Origin of the sequence: Spirulina subsalsa PCC 9445 (assembly GCF_000314005.1) — a bacterium.
Classification (GTDB): Bacteria; Cyanobacteriota; Cyanobacteriia; order Cyanobacteriales; family Spirulinaceae; genus Spirulina_A; species Spirulina_A subsalsa.
Map to the genome: position 1 here is coordinate 3,136,121 of NZ_JH980292.1, position 15,952 is coordinate 3,152,072.

At 48.8% G+C, this 15,952-nt stretch carries 17 protein-coding genes; 7 read left to right on the plus strand and 10 right to left on the minus strand.

All coding sequences use genetic code 11. The features are described 5' to 3' along the window. Both SPI9445_RS0114205 and SPI9445_RS0114210 read right to left on the minus strand, forming a co-directional pair. Positions 1 to 653: FAD-dependent oxidoreductase (locus SPI9445_RS0114205; RefSeq protein WP_017305426.1), on the minus strand; the 653-nt coding region annotated here is incomplete at its 3' end. Positions 654 to 808: 155 nt separating this feature from the next. Then, positions 809 to 1,615, minus strand: coding sequence for a COP23 domain-containing protein (locus SPI9445_RS0114210; RefSeq protein ID WP_017305424.1), 807 nt, complete (start codon positions 1,613 to 1,615; stop codon positions 809 to 811). 169 nt (positions 1,616 to 1,784) lie between these two features. Here SPI9445_RS0114210 and SPI9445_RS0114215 point away from each other — a divergent pair, with 169 nt between their 5' ends. Next, entirely contained in the window at positions 1,785 to 2,051 is a 267-nt protein-coding gene (locus SPI9445_RS0114215) for a (2Fe-2S) ferredoxin domain-containing protein (protein ID WP_017305425.1), read from the plus strand. Positions 2,052 to 2,117: 66 nt separating this feature from the next. Then, a complete protein-coding gene (locus tag SPI9445_RS0114220; RefSeq protein WP_017305427.1) occupies positions 2,118 to 3,302 on the plus strand; it encodes an RNA-guided endonuclease InsQ/TnpB family protein in 1,185 nt (394 codons plus the stop codon). Positions 3,303 to 3,406: 104 nt separating this feature from the next. Here the strand turns inward: SPI9445_RS0114220 and SPI9445_RS0114225 are convergent, their stop codons facing one another. From SPI9445_RS0114225 to SPI9445_RS0114250, 6 genes are all read right to left on the minus strand, one after another. Beyond that, the gene (locus SPI9445_RS0114225; protein WP_017305428.1) at positions 3,407 to 4,645 is read right to left on the minus strand and encodes an RNA-guided endonuclease InsQ/TnpB family protein; all 1,239 of its coding nucleotides are present in this window, start codon (positions 4,643 to 4,645) and stop codon (positions 3,407 to 3,409) included. A 466-nt stretch (positions 4,646 to 5,111) separates the two neighbouring features. Next, complete coding sequence (gene nblB / locus SPI9445_RS0114230) at positions 5,112 to 5,774, minus strand: phycobilisome degradation protein NblB (RefSeq protein ID WP_017305430.1); 663 nt, start codon at positions 5,772 to 5,774, stop codon at positions 5,112 to 5,114. Between the two features lie 67 nt (positions 5,775 to 5,841). After that, on the minus strand, positions 5,842 to 6,300 hold the full coding sequence (locus SPI9445_RS0114235; protein WP_026079796.1) for a CBS domain-containing protein: 459 nt from the start codon (positions 6,298 to 6,300) through the stop codon (positions 5,842 to 5,844). 102 nt (positions 6,301 to 6,402) lie between these two features. Then, positions 6,403 to 7,083, minus strand: a complete 681-nt coding sequence (locus SPI9445_RS0114240) for a Uma2 family endonuclease (protein WP_017305432.1) — start codon at positions 7,081 to 7,083, stop codon at positions 6,403 to 6,405. Positions 7,084 to 7,351: 268 nt separating this feature from the next. Further along, the gene (gene dtd / locus SPI9445_RS0114245; protein ID WP_017305433.1) at positions 7,352 to 7,801 is read right to left on the minus strand and encodes a D-aminoacyl-tRNA deacylase; all 450 of its coding nucleotides are present in this window, start codon (positions 7,799 to 7,801) and stop codon (positions 7,352 to 7,354) included. Then, complete coding sequence (locus SPI9445_RS0114250; protein WP_017305434.1) at positions 7,801 to 8,307, minus strand: hypothetical protein; 507 nt, start codon at positions 8,305 to 8,307, stop codon at positions 7,801 to 7,803. Before SPI9445_RS0114250 ends, dtd begins: the two co-directional genes overlap by 1 nt. A 209-nt stretch (positions 8,308 to 8,516) precedes the next feature. Here SPI9445_RS0114250 and serA point away from each other — a divergent pair, with 209 nt between their 5' ends. Continuing rightward, entirely contained in the window at positions 8,517 to 10,097 is a 1,581-nt protein-coding gene (gene serA / locus SPI9445_RS0114255) for a phosphoglycerate dehydrogenase (protein ID WP_017305435.1), read from the plus strand. A 251-nt stretch (positions 10,098 to 10,348) separates the two neighbouring features. After that, entirely contained in the window at positions 10,349 to 11,239 is an 891-nt protein-coding gene (gene prmA / locus SPI9445_RS0114260; RefSeq protein ID WP_017305436.1) for a 50S ribosomal protein L11 methyltransferase, read from the plus strand. A gap of 84 nt (positions 11,240 to 11,323) precedes the next feature. Here the strand turns inward: prmA and SPI9445_RS0114265 are convergent, their stop codons facing one another. After that, positions 11,324 to 12,136, minus strand: coding sequence for an LmeA family phospholipid-binding protein (locus SPI9445_RS0114265; RefSeq protein ID WP_017305437.1), 813 nt, complete (start codon positions 12,134 to 12,136; stop codon positions 11,324 to 11,326). Between the two features lie 175 nt (positions 12,137 to 12,311). Here SPI9445_RS0114265 and SPI9445_RS0114270 point away from each other — a divergent pair, with 175 nt between their 5' ends. From SPI9445_RS0114270 to SPI9445_RS31670, 3 genes are all read left to right on the plus strand, one after another. Further along, positions 12,312 to 13,064 carry a pseudouridine synthase gene (locus SPI9445_RS0114270; protein WP_017305438.1) on the plus strand — a complete coding sequence of 251 codons (753 nt, stop codon included), beginning with the start codon at positions 12,312 to 12,314 and terminating at the stop codon, positions 13,062 to 13,064. A gap of 62 nt (positions 13,065 to 13,126) precedes the next feature. After that, the gene (locus tag SPI9445_RS0114275) at positions 13,127 to 13,945 is read left to right on the plus strand and encodes a helix-turn-helix domain-containing protein (RefSeq protein WP_017305439.1); all 819 of its coding nucleotides are present in this window, start codon (positions 13,127 to 13,129) and stop codon (positions 13,943 to 13,945) included. A 55-nt stretch (positions 13,946 to 14,000) separates the two neighbouring features. Then, on the plus strand, positions 14,001 to 14,318 hold the full coding sequence (locus SPI9445_RS31670) for a YgiT-type zinc finger protein (RefSeq protein WP_202803699.1): 318 nt from the start codon (positions 14,001 to 14,003) through the stop codon (positions 14,316 to 14,318). A 50-nt stretch (positions 14,319 to 14,368) separates the two neighbouring features. Here the strand turns inward: SPI9445_RS31670 and malQ are convergent, their stop codons facing one another. After that, positions 14,369 to 15,877 (minus strand): 4-alpha-glucanotransferase, encoded by a 1,509-nt coding sequence (gene malQ, locus SPI9445_RS0114280; RefSeq protein ID WP_017305440.1) that lies wholly within the window; start codon positions 15,875 to 15,877, stop codon positions 14,369 to 14,371. Positions 15,878 to 15,952: the final 75 nt, after the last annotated feature.

Sequence of the window (15,952 nt, forward strand, 5' to 3'; positions counted from 1 at the left end):
GCCGGTACCACCGACCAGCAGTAACACTCCATGTCAATGAATTTGAGTAATTCGGGGTCTTTAATATAGCGTCGGGCAATATCCCCCACATTTTGGGGGAGATATTTCACTAAACCTAAACAAGCGAGGGGGTGTTGAAAAAAGACGCGGAATAAATAACCCAATTCTTCGAGGGAGAGTAATTCCATAACATTGAGGCAGTTAAACACCCGCCAACACTCGTCATAGAAGCGACGAATGCCTTGACGTTCTTGGGGAAAGCGATCGCCTAATTCCCCTAGAAACTGCTCATAATCCCGATGCACCTTGAGTTCCAGACCTTGGGGCAAGTGATAATGAATCTGGCAACTATCGGGAATCGTCTCAATTTTCATCCCCACAGCATCTAAAGCACGGGTGAGTAAATTCGTTGTGCCTTCCGTGCCGAAGCCAAAAATCATCGAGGCCCCCACATCAAAACAATAGCCCTCGCGCTCAAAATAGCCCGCACTGCCCCCCGGAATCAAATACCGTTCTAAAACCAGAACCTTAGCCCCCTTCGCGGCGAGTTGGGTGGCCGTCACCAGTCCACCAATCCCCGAACCAATGACAATCACATCATAATCCGGGCGAGTCGATGCAGGATGGGAGGGAGTAGGCGCTGTTTTGGTCATTGGTCTTCAACAAATTGCACAAATGGGAGAGCAATCCTTATTTTACGGTGTTTTGTTGGCTCTATCCTCTGTCTTGTAGTGCAAAAAGTTAGCCCCCACCCACGAGAAACCCGGCGCTGGTCATCCAGAGCGCCGGGTTTGCCCTACCTGCAATCTTAGCGGAAATTATCCGGGTTTAAAGTCCGACCAGACCCCGGATTCCCCGGATTGCGGACGGGGCGGGGTGTATTCCGAATTGGACTACTTTGGCGTAAGTGAGTCCCTGTCCCCCCATCGGAGGGAGCGAGGAAGGGGCGCAAATTAATCCCACCGGGCGAAGACATCGGCGCACCGCCACCTGTGGCACCACTGCCGCCTAAAATGCCCCCTAAGTTAGAGGTATCAATCCCTAACACATTGCCCAGTTCCCCGATAATGCCGCCGACATTACCGCCATTAATAAAAGTGTTTACCCCTTGAGTCGCTTGGCCACTATCGGCCAGTGTGAGATTTTGGAACACTTGATCCCGTGTAGCGATGGGGTCTTGTCCGGGAGGTACTGTTAAGACAATACGACAACTGGGATCTGTTTGGGTCGTCACACAAATAACATTATAGTTATTTTCTATCCCCGTTCGTAGTTCTAACAGGCCATCGGGACGATATTGTTCTAAGCGTTGGCTGATGGTATTACAGCGTTTATCCGCCGTCCAGCCGCCCCCTAAGTCTTGGGGAGATGCCCAAGGATAAGCGTATTCTGGCTGCTCTTTGGGGGTATACATCACGGTGTAAGACCCGTTGTTATATTGGCAGGTAAAACGGGGGTCGTCTTCCGTTTGTATAATGACATCTTCTGCTTCTGTGGTCGCTTGACTCAGCAGGAGAGGGCTATGTTCTGTAGCTTGGGCGCTTCCGGCACTCAGCAGCAGCGCAAGACCGACCAGAGGCAAGGAGAGAGTTGAGTAGCTGGTTCGATATTCCATGATATCTGATGGTATTGAGGACTATATTTAGGTGTACAAAGATGAGAGTTGAAATCCTGTCGATTGCAATGGGTGCAATTAGGTTATGGTAGAGCAGACCTTATTTCTGTCTTCTAGACGTAGGTCAATCAGGATTGTTCCCACTGTTGCGATCGATAGCCCGTTAATCATGAACCAACCAATCACCCAGGAAATTCTTGTTTGTCAAAACCGCACCTGTCGCCGTCAAGGGTCTGAAAAAATTTTGAAGGTGTTGGCTGGGTGTGATCTTCCGGGGGTGCGTGTTGTGGGGTGTGGGTGTTTAGGACATTGTGGGAGTGGTCCAATGGTGTTGATCTTGCCGGAGTTGCTTTGGTATGAGGGGGTGACGCTGGGGGGGATTCAGGCGATTATCTTGATCGTCGGAAGAAGACCCTCGATTGTATCGACGGGATGAATTACGACATATTACAACAGCATACCCCAACCTGCTATAATCTTGCTAACAATGAGCAAGAATTGAATGCTTAACCTTACTTACAACTATAAGATAATTCCAACCAAAGAGCAGACAGAGAAGATCGAATTAAATTTAACTGTCTGCCAATCTGTTTGGAACTATGCTTTGGCTCAAAGAAAGCTTTGGTATAACAGTCGTAGTTGTCAGGTCAACGCTTGCTCTATTCGTTCTGAATATATTGTTGCTCCCTTTGAATATCCTAACTACCATACTCAATCTGCCAATTTAACCCAAGCTAAAAAGACTAACGATTTCCTTAAGTCTGGTAATGCCCAAGCGATGCAGCAAACATTGCGGAAATTAGATCGGGCGTTTAACGACATGAAAAGCAAGGGACTAGGTTTTCCTCGCTTCAAAAGGAACATGAAGTCTTTTAATTTAGTTAGTAGCAGAATTGAAGTCAATGGTAACAAGCTAAAGATGCCTCTATTGGGGGAAGTTAAGTTTGTCAAGTCACGGGATATTCCAGAGGGTTTTAAGATCAAACAAGTTCAAGTAATCAAGAAAGCATCGGGTTACTATGTCAACTTAGCAATTGAGCTTGATGTTAATATCCCAACCCCAATACCTCATGGTCACGCTTTGGGGATTGATGTTGGGATTCAAAGTATGCTGGCAACTTCCGATGGTTTGATTCTTCCTAGGCCGAAGTTTTTAGATAAAGCACGGCGTAAGATTAAATTACTACAAAGAAGGCTTAGGAATAAAAACAAAGGGTCTAATAAATGGCAGAAGCTACAGCATCGGATCGCTCTATTACATGAAGCCGTAGCCAACAGAAGAAAGGATTACCATTTCAAGTTAGCCCATCAACTCTGTGATGGAGTCGGGATGGTATTTGTTGAAGATATTAACTTCACAGCTTGGAGTAGAGGACTATTCTGTAAGCAGTCTCTAGATATAGGTTTAGGTCAATTCTTTACTATCTTGCAATATGTTTGCTCTCAAACGGATACATATTTTGCCAAGGTCAATCCAGACTATACCTCTCAAGTTTGTCCTGAATGTGGAACCCATACAGGTCAGAAAGAACTCTCTCAAAGGGTTCACTCTTGCTCTGAATGTGGCTACACCGTGGATCGGGATGTTCCTGCTTCAATGATAGTAAAACAGCGTGGATTAACTGCGGTCGGTGCGCCCGTGGTCAAACAGCCCAGTCATGGCGTTCTGTCGGGGACTTCGGTCTAGATAAGAGTCTATATGGGAATCCCTCGCTTTCAGCGATGGGAGGTTCAAAGAGCAGGTAACGCAATCCCCACGCTGATACGATATGGGGCTTGGTGACATACTCCCTACGCTGACCGCTTTGCGGTACAGCGAGGGCTTCTCCTCCGGGTTGCCCCAGATTCGCGTTTTATAGTGAGGCGATGCCCCAGCCCCACTTTTTTGATAAGCACCCCAGAGTTCACATCTCGCGGCATAGACGCTCCACAATGGGGGCAATCATGCCATCGGTCAGATAGCTTTTTGGGGACTCTATTCAGGCAAATTGCACAATGTTGGGATGTGCCAGCAGGGTTAATCTTCACAACCATCTTTCCAGCTTTCGCAGCTTTAAAAGGTAGGATTTCGTTCAAAAACCCAGCTATCCCAGCATCAGCGAAACTTTTGTTCAGCCCCGATTTAGCCGATTGACCGTTAGGGAGAAACACTCCGTCTTCTCCCTGTTTCGGCTTATTGCGTCGGGACATATTGGAAACTTTTATCTCCTCGACAAAGATGACTTCCGCTTTGTCGAGTAACTCTTGAGCGGTTTCAAAATGCCACTGCTTCCGTTGTCTGGCAATGCGTTGATGCAACTTAGCAATACGCTCATTGAGCTTACGGCGTGATTTTGAGCCTAATCCCCTCTCATCTCGCTTGGACTGGAGTTTAGCCAGTTTATCTTCAGCTTGCCGATAAAACTTTGGCGGCGGCTTCATAGTGCCATCCGAGCAAGCCATAAAGTATTCCAGTCCAGCATCAACCCCAATACTGTTGGCGACCGTCGTCACAATGGTTTCTACTAGCTGGCTTGGCACAGACTTGTCTTCCAGCGAGAAAGTCACATACCACCCATCAGCCTTAAGAGTAATTGAAACGGTTTTCAACGCAAAGCCATCAGGTAAAGAACGATGCTGAATGAACTTCACCGCCCCAATCTTAGGGAGTTTAATACGGTTTCCGTCAATCCAATCAGGCTTGGCCTGTGGGTAGGTAAACGTCCGGTAGCGGTTCTTCCCTTTGAATCGAGGCTTGCCGCTTCGCTTGCCGTTTTTGTCGCCTTTGACAAATCGGTCAAACGCTTTCCCAACACGCTTCACCATGTCCTGAAGTACCTGAGAGTGAATCTCTTTGTACCAGGGGCGTTCATCTTTTAACGAGACCAATGACCGTTTTTGGTTGTAGTAGTCGGGTTGCTCTCTGGGTTCAGCGATACTACACACCAAAGGACAGACGTTAACCGGAGTGCGATTCATTTCCCACCAGTCGAATCGGTCAGCCAGCATCCAGTTGTACTGACAGCGCAGCATATCAAGCCAGCGTTCCATCTGGCATCGCTGCTCATAGGTTGGCTTAATTCGGTACTGGTAGGCGATTCGCATGATAAACTTTAATATTCACCATCTCTGTGCTGAAACACTACATCGAGCAGCAACAGGCATGAGTAATTGGCGACTCCGCTTTAGCTCCATCGCCTCGGCTTTCATCCCGACACTCACGCTTCGCGTAGAGTGCGGGGCTTCCCGCCGATTAAGCTAAATAAGTCCGAGTGTCGGGAGTCGGGAGTCGGGAGTCGGGAGTCGGGAATAGTTAATAATTATCAACTCCCCCTCTCCCCTGCTCCCCTCTCCCCCTGCCCCCCTGCTCCCCTGCTCCCCCTCTCCCCCTGTTCCCTGTTCCCTGTTCCCTGTTCCCTAAAATAAAAGAGTTTTGGCTATTCACTACCCACTATTCCCCTGCTCCCCTGCTCCCCTGCTCCCCTCCCCCCTGCTCCCCTGCTCCCCTCTCCCCTGCTTAATCCAGTGCCGCTTGAGCATCTTGGGCAATTTGGGGGAATTCATCTTGGGTCAACTGGGCTAATAAGGCGTGACTTTCTGGGGTGCCTAAACGAGTTAAAGCTTGCACTAAACGATGGCGAATTTGCCAATCGCTATGGGTGACAAAGGGGGCAAGGAGGGCAATGGCACGGGGATCGCCTAATTCCCCGAAAGAACCGATGGCGGCGGTTTGTAATAAGGTATTATCGGAGTCTAGGGCTTCTTGTAGGAGGGGGAAACTGCGGGGATCTCCCATTTCGCCTAAAGCGGCAATGATGCTAAATTGAATCAGCCAGTCGTCGCCGGACTGTTGATACACTAGGAGCAGATCATCAAAGGCTTCGGTGAGTTTTAAGGCGGCGATCGCATCGGCAGCCGCAGCGCGTACATCGGATTCCTTATCTGTGAGCAAGCGTTCCCGCAACAAGGGCAGGGTTTCGGCGAGATTCTGCCCCCCCAAGGAATCCATCTGACTCACGGCCGAGTAGCGCACTCGCGGATGACTGTCTGTAATCAGGGGTTTAATCAGGCCAAAAGCCACGTCTGGAGAGAGTTGGCGTAGTTTATTTAATCCACTTAGGCGATCGCCATAATCTTCAGAATTTAATAGGACTTGTACGGATTCCGGCGTAATGGTCATGAATTTACTCTGCTCAAAAAAATTTGTGATCTTCCCCACCCGCAACAGATGGGGCTGGATTATCCCGTTATTCAGCCGCCAAGGCCTGAATCACATCCCCTTGGGTGAGAATTCCCACCACTTTTCCCTCTTCATCTAACACAGGCAAGCGGCGAACGTGCTTCTCGTGCATCAGTTTGGCCGCTTCCCGTAAGGGCTGATCCGGCTTCACCGTAATGGGTTTGGTACTCATCACCTCTTCCACCGTTTGCCCTAAAGCCTTGTGCAGTTCCTTCTCATATTTGGCGGGATTTTCCAGAAAAATCACACTATCGAGGAACATAATATAAGGCGGGGGATCAGCCCCCGTCTCTTGCCACATCAAGTCCGCATTGGCTAAAATCCCCAGCAATTTCCCCCCTTCGTCCACCACAGGCAAACCACTAATCCGGTGTTCTGCGAGAATCTGAATAGCCTCCTTTAACGGGGTTTGGGGGGTGACGGTTAAAGGATTGGGGGTCATGTAATCAGCAACGGTTTTTGACATGAGCGCGATAAGTCACCATAAATCATGGGTTTATTGTAGAAAAATGTGCGCCACAAACCAAGAGACGATACAGATTGTTACAGGATCTTCGCATTTCTCATGTTAGTCCTGGGGGTTGCGATTCCCCTCTAGTTCCTGTAAACGAGCCTCCAATTCCCGCAGCCGTGCTTCTGCGGACTCCGCCCTCTGACGCTGTTGTTCGGCGAGTTTAGCCAACTCCGTGGGGGTGAGAAATCGCTGACCATCGGGACGGTAGATGGTGAACTGGTCATCCTGAAGTTCAAAGCGAATCCCTAAACGGGGACTCGTCCAGCTATCGGGCTGATCAATGGTTTCCAGTGAACCCCTTTGACGGCGAACCAAACCATTAAAATCCAGACGATCTGGGTCAAAAATATAATATTCTTCCACCCCATAGCGATTGTAAAACTCTTGTTTCTTCGCCATTTCCTTGAGGCGATTTCCGGGGGAGAGAACTTCAAACACCACTTGGGGGGGGATGTTCTCTTCTTCCCATTGTTTATAAGAACCGCGATCGCCTTTAGGTCGTCCAATGGCCACCATCACATCCGGCGCTTGACGTACTTTATTATTCCCTTCTTGGGGATACCAGAGTAAATCCCCCGCCACAAAGACATTGGGATCATCATCAAACAAAATCTCTAAGTTTTCTTTAATCACCACAATCCAACGGAACTGGCGAGTACTATCAGACATGGGATTTCCGTCACAATCAGGGTAGATGACCTTAGTCGGTTGTGTGGGTTGAGGGGTAGTTACCATAAATTTAGACCTCTCAATAATTGAACGGAACTGCAACACCCTTAAATCAGTGTCAGACCCTCTTTAGGCAAGACTTGCAAAGCGTCTCAGTCCGGGATTAGGGTTGCCTAACATTCTAGCTGATTTTTTAGTCAAGGGTCAAAAACCGGGTTTCTAGGCTACTCAAATCGGCTTCAACTGAGTGTGAATGGCGGATATCAGATGGGGAAATCATTTAACAAAAATGTTGCGGAATTCCCCTTCCTCGCTAACGGCAGGGTGGGGGAGTTCACGTGGCTTCCCGTTCTAACAACAATGTCACGGGGCCATCGTTTTCAATATTGACCTGCATCATCGCTCCAAACTGTCCGGTTTCTATCTTTAACCCACTGGCTCTTAACCGTTCCACAAATTGGTTATATAAGGCTTCCGCTTGGTCTGGGGGGGCAGAATTGCTAAAGGAAGGACGGCGACCTTTCCGACAGTCGCCATAGAGGGTAAACTGACTAATCACTAACAACTCCCCGCCGATTTCTTGCACCGATTTATCCCAGCGTCCGCTTGCTGTATCGGCGAAGAGTCGCAAATCTAAACATTTTCTCGCCATCCAGTCTAATTCTTCCGGGGTGTCCGTTGGTGCAATGGCGACTAAAAGATTTAAACCTCGGCCAATTTGCCCGATCATTTGACCCTCTACTAAAACAGAAGAAGACCTAACTTTCTGAATAACAACACGCATTAGCTTTCTGCATAGCCTTGTAAGGATTCTGGTTCAAATTGTCGCAAAATGGGTGTGGCTTGGTTTTTCAATTTTTCGGAGCCTTTGACGACGACAATATATTTGCCTGCACTGAGTCGATTCCGGTAGGGTAAAGCATCCCCACTCGAAGAGGCGGCACCAATACCACCCCCGACAAAAAAGCTGCCCATGCCGCCGCCAATTGCGCCGAAAAGACCGCCTATCAGGTGATTGCCCAAGGCCCCCGCCCAAGGGAAGAGGTTAAACTCCGTGAGTAGATTAAAGGTGAATCCGGCAATGAAGCCAAAGGGAACGAGCCAAAAGGCCATAAAAATGGCTTGTTTGCGCCCTTGGACGGCGGGATCAATTAAACCAAACTCGTCGGCGGTTTTGTAGCCTCGCCCTAGGATTGAGATGTGTTGGGGGGGGATTTCGGCTTTTTCTAGGGCTGTATAAGCTTCTTCGGCTTTAATTCGGTCGGGGAAGACGGCAAATAAATAGTTCATTTTAATTTTTTATTAGTTATTAATACTCAATTATTAATTATGGGGTTAAGGTGAGAATCCAGTCAATTACAGGCCGGAGTGGATTTGATCTTAGGGCAAATTGTAGGGGAAACCAAGACGGAGAACTGAAAATCTTTCCAACGATTCCGTCCATGTTGTCCCATTTCCCCTTAAAATGCCTATGCGCTGTATGAACTAGATGAGCTACTATGTCCAAAGTCCTTGTTTCTGACCCCATTGATCAAGCGGGGATCGATATCTTGTCTCAAGTTGCCCAAGTGGATGTTAAAACGGGTCTGAGTCCAGAAGAATTAATACAAGTTATTCCTGAATATGATGCCTTGATGATCCGTTCCGGTACGCGGGTAACGCAGGAGGTGATTGAGGCGGGAACTCAGTTGAAGATTGTCGGTCGGGCGGGTGTTGGTGTGGATAATGTGGACATTCCGGCGGCGACTCGTCGGGGTGTGGTGGTGGTGAACTCGCCAGAAGGGAATACGACGGCGGCGGCGGAACACGCTTTGGCGATGATGTTATCTCTCTCGCGCTATGTTCCCGAGGCGAATCTGTCAGTGAAGGCGGGGAAGTGGGATCGCAAGAGTTTTGTGGGGGCGGAGGTGTATAAAAAAACCCTAGGTGTGGTGGGCTTAGGGAAGATTGGCTCTCATGTGGCGACGGTGGCGAAGGCGCTGGGGATGAAGTTGTTGGCCTATGATCCGTTTATTTCGGCGGAACGGGCGGAACAGTTGGGCTGCCGTTTGGTGGATTTGGATATTTTGTTCCAAGAGGCGGATTATATTACGCTCCATGTGCCGAAAACGCCGGAAACGACGAATTTAATCGGGGAGGAGGCGATCGCCAAAATGAAGCCCACCACCCGCATCATCAACTGTTCCCGAGGCGGGATTGTGGATGAGGAGGTGTTAGGGAAGGCTCTAAAAGAGGGGCGGATTGCTGGGGCGGCTTTGGATGTATTCAATGAGGAACCCCTCGGAGAGTCCAGTTTACGGGAGTTAGGCAAGGAAATCATCCTCACCCCCCATTTAGGCGCGTCTACGGCGGAAGCTCAAGTCAATGTGGCCATTGATGTGGCGGAGCAAATTCGGGACGTTCTGCTTGGTTTACCAGCCCGTTCGGCGGTTAATATTCCGGGGCTGAATCCTGATGTGATGGAACAGTTAAAGCCCTATTTACAACTGGCGGAAACTTTGGGAAATTTGGTCGGACAGTTGGCCGGGGGGCGAGTGGATTTGTTCAATGTCCGTCTACAAGGGGATTTAGCAACGGCACAAAGTCAGCCCATTGTGATTGCTTCCCTGAAAGGGTTATTATCTAAGGCCTTACGCGAACGGGTGAACTATGTTAACGCCAGTTTAGAGGCGAAGGAACGGGGAATCCGGGTGATTGAAACCAAGGATGCGTCAGCTTCGGACTATTCGGGGTCATTGTATATGGAAGCGCGGGGATCTTTAGGTCAGCATTCGGTGACGGGGGCTTTACTCTCCGATGGTGAAATCCGGGTGACGAATTTGGATGGTTTCCCAATTAACTTACCCCCTAGCCCTTATATGTTGTTTACCCTACACCGGGATATGCCGGGGATTATCGGCCGTTTAGGGTCGCTGCTGGGTGAATTTAATGTCAATATTGCCAGTATGCAGGTGGGGCGTAAGATTGTTCGAGGGGATGCGGTGATGGCGTTGAGTTTGGATGATCCGTTACCGGAGGGAATTCTAGACGAAATTCGGCGCATTCCGGGGATTACGGATGCTTATACGGTTGCACTGTAGGCTAAGGTTTCGTTTGATTTCTTAGATTAGGGTCTACTGAATAACACGCCTACGCTAGGCTCAACAAGGGAACGGAGAACACCGGATCTGGGAACAGAGCATCGAAAACTGGCACGACTCCCGACTCCCGACTCCCAACTCCCGATTCCCCAACTCTCGGAGTTATTCAGCAAGCCCTAGATTAGGGGCGATCGCATTGTAACAATTGAGCAATGTTGAGATCGCCCATCCGTCCTCATTCCTCAAAACGCATGGCTAACAACTGGTGGGAAATCAAAATTCTCTGTGAACCGATTCTAGAAGATATGATCTTCTGGCGACTAGAGCAATTTGGTTGTCGTGGCATGGCCGGGGAACAACGGGGAAATTCTTGGTTAATCACCACCTATTTAGACCAAGAATCAATCCAGTTATTAGATTTAGCGGCACTCTCGTTGTTATTGAGACAAGATGCCCTCACCTTAGAACTGCCTGCACCGATCACGAAATGGAGTCTGATTGATGAGGAAGACTGGTCGAGTAGTTGGAAACAATACTGGGAACCCCAGGAAATTGGCGATCGCTTTTTAATTTATCCGGCTTGGCTAACCCTTCCCCCAGATAGTGATCGGGTGATTGTCCGACTGGACCCCGGCGCGGCCTTTGGCACCGGCACCCACCCCACCACCCAACTTTGTCTAGAATCTCTAGAAATCCGCATTACCCCCAATGAACCCCGTCAAACCCTAGCAGATATTGGTTGTGGTTCAGGAATTTTGTCCATTGGTGCGGTCTTATTAGGGGCTGAACGAGTTTATAGTGTGGATATCGATCCCTTGGCGGTTCGTGCCGCTAAAAGCAACCGCGATTTAAACCAAATCAACCCCAATCAACTCAGCATTCACAAGGGAAGTGTTGAGATTATTCCCCAACTGATCTTAGAACCCGTCGATGGCATTCTCTGCAATATTTTAGCGGAGGTGATTTTAGAACTGATTCCTCAGATGACGGACTTGGTAAAACCCAAAGGATGGGGAATTTTTAGTGGGATTTTATTAGAACAAGCTAAACCCATTGCCGATACTTTAGAAGCCCATGGTTGGATTGTGGCGACGCTTTGGAAGCGGGGGGAATGGTGTTGTTTTAATGTAAGACGACCGTGACCTAGCCCCTGTGACGTTCTCTCCCGTTACCCTTTTAGGTCTAACGGGAGCGTCAAAACAAACTAAGCTGAACCCAGTGTCTTATTAAGGCGAAACTAAAATTTCCCCCTGAACAGCTAACTGTCCTGACGTTAGACTCAATGTGGTCAGGTTTACCTCGGATCCCAAGGGAATTTGCAATTCATGGGGTGGATGCTGGGTAAAGTCTGATTGCAAGGTGAGGGGAGAAAGGTGTAAAATTTGACCGTGAAGGATTTTTAATCCGGTTTGCAGTAAGACGGAAGAGTTCGATGGTTTTCCTTGGAGCCATTCCCCCCGTACTGTGATCTCTTCAGGTGTAATTTCGGCCGTTTGCCAGCGAATTTGTACCGAAGGTGAATCTGTAGAGACATCAGTATGCTGGGGGGGCTGTTGACCCAAGGTGACAAGAGAGCCAAGGGACACAAATAAATCCTGTAAGGCACTGGCTAAAAGCGGTGCATCAAGAGAGGCTTGTAGATCCGATTGCTCTAAACGGACATGACCCATAACAGGGACGGGTTGCAATAAACGTAAGGGTTTGCCTTTGAGGACTTCACCTAAATTGATCCGGATATTTTCGGCTGTTAATTCAACTTCGCTGAGGTGTAAGCCTTGATAGACAGCCCCTTGTGCAGAAAGAGATACTTTGGGTAAGTACCCGGTTAAAATTTGCCGATTGCGCCCGTGAATCTTAACTTGTAACGCTTCAACTTTGTCCGCTTGCGATCGCAGCCAAAATTGCACCGCCGGACTAAGGATCTTACTGATTAACTGACTTTGACCCTCTTTCTCTTGGGAGTCAAGGGGTTCAGAGGATAGGTTCTCTGACGTTAAACGTGATTCGTCTGGGGACATAGTTCGCAGGTTAATTTCCATCTAAACTCTAACCTTGAGCCGTTGTCCTGTCTTTAACTCTCAGGGAGGAAGTTTCTACCGCAAAATCAAGGTTAGGTGGTAATCTTGTAATATTTGTACATAGTTCCGGGATCAAGTGCAACGTCTGCCACCAGAAATCCACCAGTCCACTAAGTTCTCAACGGGAGAAACCCCTATGCCAGAACGGGTTCAAAAATTAATCTCTCAATGGGGTATTGCCTCACGTCGTCAAGCTGAGACTATGATCTTAGAAGGACGAGTGCGGTTAAATGGGCAAGTGGTGCATCTGGGTCAAAAAGCGGATCCCACCCAAGGCGATCGCCTAGAAGTAGATGGAGAACTGCTCCATCCCCAAAACCGTCCTCCGTTTGTATATCTTTTACTCAACAAACCCAAAGGAGTTCTCTGTACTTGTGACGATCCCCAAAAGCGCAAAACTGTTCTGGATCTTTTGCCCCCTAGTCTGGGTCGCCATCAAGGAATCCATCCCGTGGGGCGCTTAGATGGGGACTCCACCGGAGCCGTCTTGTTAACCAATGATGGCGATTTAACCTTAAGACTCACTCACCCCCGTTATCATCTCCCCAAAACCTATGAAGTTTGGGTGCAAGGCTGCCCCCGTGCGGCCACACTAGAACAATGGCGTAGAGGGGTTTTACTGGCAGATCAATGGACTTTACCCGCAGAAATCACTGTGTTAGCTTCTCATCCTCAACAAACGTTATTAGAAATTGTGTTACGAGAAGGTCGAAATCGCCAAATTCGCCGAGTGGCTGAACAACTCGGCCATCAGGTGTTAGAACTTCATCGTACAGCCATCGGCACCCTCCAACTGGCAGATCCTCAACAGCCTGACCTACCTACGGGTCATTATCGTTCCCTGACGAAGCAAGAAATTTGGGGGCAATTTGCCCCTGTAGCCCTTTAGTCTTATCCCCCATCTCTAAGCATCCCAGTAGACATCCCAGTAGACATCATGGAGAACCTTGTATGAGCAGAAAAATTCACTTAACGGCAAGCCAAGGGGAAAAACTTAGGGAACTCGGCTCTTATCTCCACGAAATCCGCCGGAAACAAGCCTTATCCCTAGAAGAAGTATCCCAAAAAACTCGGATTCAGGTTCGTCTACTGCGGGCGATTGAGGAAGCGGATACAAATGTTTTGCCAGAACCGATTTATATTCGGGCATTAATTAAGCAATTTGCCGATGCTTTAGAGTTAAATGGGGCGGACTTTGCTAGTGCCTTCCCCACTCAGTACCAAGTCAAGCCGATGAAACCTGCTTGGCGAGAATCGACTCCCACTCAATTACGCCCATTTCATCTCTACTGGATTTATATTGCGGTGTTAGTCAGTGCGGTGAGTGGTTTGTCCATGCTGGTGCAGAAATCGAACTTACAACTGGCGGGGGATAATCCCCCGGTGGATAGTCTTGCTCCCTTGTCTGACGATACGGCTCAACCCTCTTCCCAGCAAATTAGCCCTACCATTGAGGCCGTTAATCGTTTAGAAAATTCATTAAATCCGAACACTCTTGGGGAAAATAACCCGGTTTCTAATCGAGTGGTGGTGTCGATGAAGTTACAAGATGATTGTTGGTTGAGAGTAGTGGCCGATGGTGCGGTGGCCTATGAGGGGATTTTACAGAAAGGAGAGGAACGGACTTGGGAGGCGGAAAAGTCCCTGAAAATCACGGCGGGTAATGCGGGGGGCGTGGTGATTACGTTCAATAATGAGGAAGCGCGTCCTCTGGGCAGTCCGGGGGCGGTGCAAACGGTGACCTATCAAACGCCTAATCCTCAGTCTTGATAGGAAACAGGGAACAGGGAACGGGGAATAGGGGGAGTTGATTCTATGTACGGCTTTGAACCTCCCATCGCTGAAAGCGAGGGATTCCCATATAGACTCTTATCTAGACCGAAGTCCCCGACAGAACGCCATTACTGGGCTGTATAAATGTGAGTATTGCGAAGGAACAATAAACCGTTTTGTTGAACGTCAAGCCTTTAAGCATCGGTCGAGATTTGTTATTCTCGAAAATGTGACCATTGGTGTTGGTGAAACCTGCGGCAATCGATATTATTCTGCCGATATTCTTCACGCAGTTGAGGCTGTGGCGACAGGAGTGCGATCGCCAGAACGAACAGAATCCATCCCCGTGGCTCACCTCAAACCGAATTAAGCCATCACTACCTGAAGTATTGATAATTGATAATTAATCTTGCTCTCTCCTTATTCGCGGGGGAGACGGTTATAGATATCTGAGAGGAAACGCAGGCGATCGCGCAATTCCTGAGTTAACATTTCAGAACGGTAGCGCCACGTCCAATTCCCCTCCGCCGCGCCGGGGTAATTCATGCGAGTTTCGCCCCCCAACCCCAAAGCATCTTGAAGGGGGAAAATGGCACAATTGCCCACAGAACATAAAGCCATGCGAATCATCGCCCAGTGAATCCCCTCTTCTGGGTAGCCACCGAGATAATTTAACACCCGTTCCTTTTCTTCATGCGATCGCGCCTCATACCAGCCCACCGTCGTATTATTATCATGAGTCCCCGTATAGACCACACAATTGGGGTGATGGTGGAACGGTAAAAACGGATTGCCCGGCCCCGAATCAAAGGCAAAATGGAGAACCTTCATCCCGGCAAAAGAGAACTCATCCCGTAGGGCTTCCACCTCCGGCGTAATCACCCCCAAATCCTCCGCAATAATGGGCAATTCTCCCAACTCCTCCCGCAAAAGTTTAAAGAATTCCGATCCCGGTGCTTCCACCCACTCCCCATTAATCGCCGTTTTCTCGCCCCCCGGCACCGCCCAGTAAGACTCAAAGCCCCGGAAATGGTCAATGCGCATTAAATCCACATAATTCAACATCCCTTTAATGCGTTGAATCCACCACTTAAACCCCGTCGCTTGTAGAGCCTCCCAGTTATACACCGGATTCCCCCACAACTGTCCAGTTTCGCTAAAATAATCCGGCGGTACTCCTGCCATTAACTCCGGTTGTCCCGTTTCCTCATCCAAACAGAAGATTTTCGGGTGCGCCCAGACATCCACACTATCATGAGCCACATAAATGGGAATATCGCCAAACATCTGGATGCCCTTATCGTTGGCATACTCCTTCAGCGATGACCACTGACGGAAAAACTCCGCCTGCATATACTTGTAATAAAAAATCTCATTCCGTAACTGTGCCGTCGCCAACGCCAACGCCTTGGGATCTCGTTGGGCTAACTCTTCTTCCCAATCGTACCAACTCGCCCCCCCATGGGCATCCTTGAGGGACATAAACAGAGCATAATCATCCAACCAGTAGGCTTGAGTGGTACAAAATTCCTCAAAATCTTCTAACCGTTCCGGTGTGGCTTGGTCTAAAAAATTCTGACTGGCCTTTTTCAGAAGGGGCATTTTGACCTGAAAAGCCCCATCATAGTCCACCTGATCCGGATTAAAAGGGGGTAAATTTTCCAGGTCTTCTGAAGAGAGTAAGCCCTCGGATTCTAACCACTCTAGATTAATCAATAACGGATTCCCCGCCCAAGCCGAATAACACAAGTAAGGAGAATTCCCGTAGCCCGTGGGTCCTAGAGGTAACACTTGCCAGACTTGTTGACCACTATCGACCAAAAAATCCACAAATCGATAGGCTTCTGACCCAAGATCACCAATGCCAAAACGACCGGGCAGGGAGGTGGGATGCAGGACAATACCACTAACTCTATTTGAAAAAGGCATATCTGACATTTAGCAGTAAGAAGTGGGGGTGCGACCGAGCCGCACTCGTTCCCTGACTGTACTGCTTAGGGAGAC

Coding starts and splice junctions, on each gene's coding strand:
- SPI9445_RS0114210 (WP_017305424.1), bottom strand. CDS start 1,615: ATGGAATATCGAACCAGCTACTCAACTCTCTCCTTGCCTCTGGTCGGT.
- SPI9445_RS0114215 (WP_017305425.1), top strand. CDS start 1,785: ATGAACCAACCAATCACCCAGGAAATTCTTGTTTGTCAAAACCGCACC.
- SPI9445_RS0114220 (WP_017305427.1), top strand. CDS start 2,118: ATGCTTAACCTTACTTACAACTATAAGATAATTCCAACCAAAGAGCAG.
- SPI9445_RS0114225 (WP_017305428.1), bottom strand. CDS start 4,645: ATGGAACGCTGGCTTGATATGCTGCGCTGTCAGTACAACTGGATGCTG.
- nblB (WP_017305430.1), bottom strand. CDS start 5,774: ATGACCATTACGCCGGAATCCGTACAAGTCCTATTAAATTCTGAAGAT.
- SPI9445_RS0114235 (WP_026079796.1), bottom strand. CDS start 6,300: ATGTCAAAAACCGTTGCTGATTACATGACCCCCAATCCTTTAACCGTC.
- SPI9445_RS0114240 (WP_017305432.1), bottom strand. CDS start 7,083: ATGGTAACTACCCCTCAACCCACACAACCGACTAAGGTCATCTACCCT.
- dtd (WP_017305433.1), bottom strand. CDS start 7,801: ATGCGTGTTGTTATTCAGAAAGTTAGGTCTTCTTCTGTTTTAGTAGAG.
- SPI9445_RS0114250 (WP_017305434.1), bottom strand. CDS start 8,307: ATGAACTATTTATTTGCCGTCTTCCCCGACCGAATTAAAGCCGAAGAA.
- serA (WP_017305435.1), top strand. CDS start 8,517: ATGTCCAAAGTCCTTGTTTCTGACCCCATTGATCAAGCGGGGATCGAT.
- prmA (WP_017305436.1), top strand. CDS start 10,349: ATGGCTAACAACTGGTGGGAAATCAAAATTCTCTGTGAACCGATTCTA.
- SPI9445_RS0114265 (WP_017305437.1), bottom strand. CDS start 12,136: ATGGAAATTAACCTGCGAACTATGTCCCCAGACGAATCACGTTTAACG.
- SPI9445_RS0114270 (WP_017305438.1), top strand. CDS start 12,312: ATGCCAGAACGGGTTCAAAAATTAATCTCTCAATGGGGTATTGCCTCA.
- SPI9445_RS0114275 (WP_017305439.1), top strand. CDS start 13,127: ATGAGCAGAAAAATTCACTTAACGGCAAGCCAAGGGGAAAAACTTAGG.
- malQ (WP_017305440.1), bottom strand. CDS start 15,877: ATGCCTTTTTCAAATAGAGTTAGTGGTATTGTCCTGCATCCCACCTCC.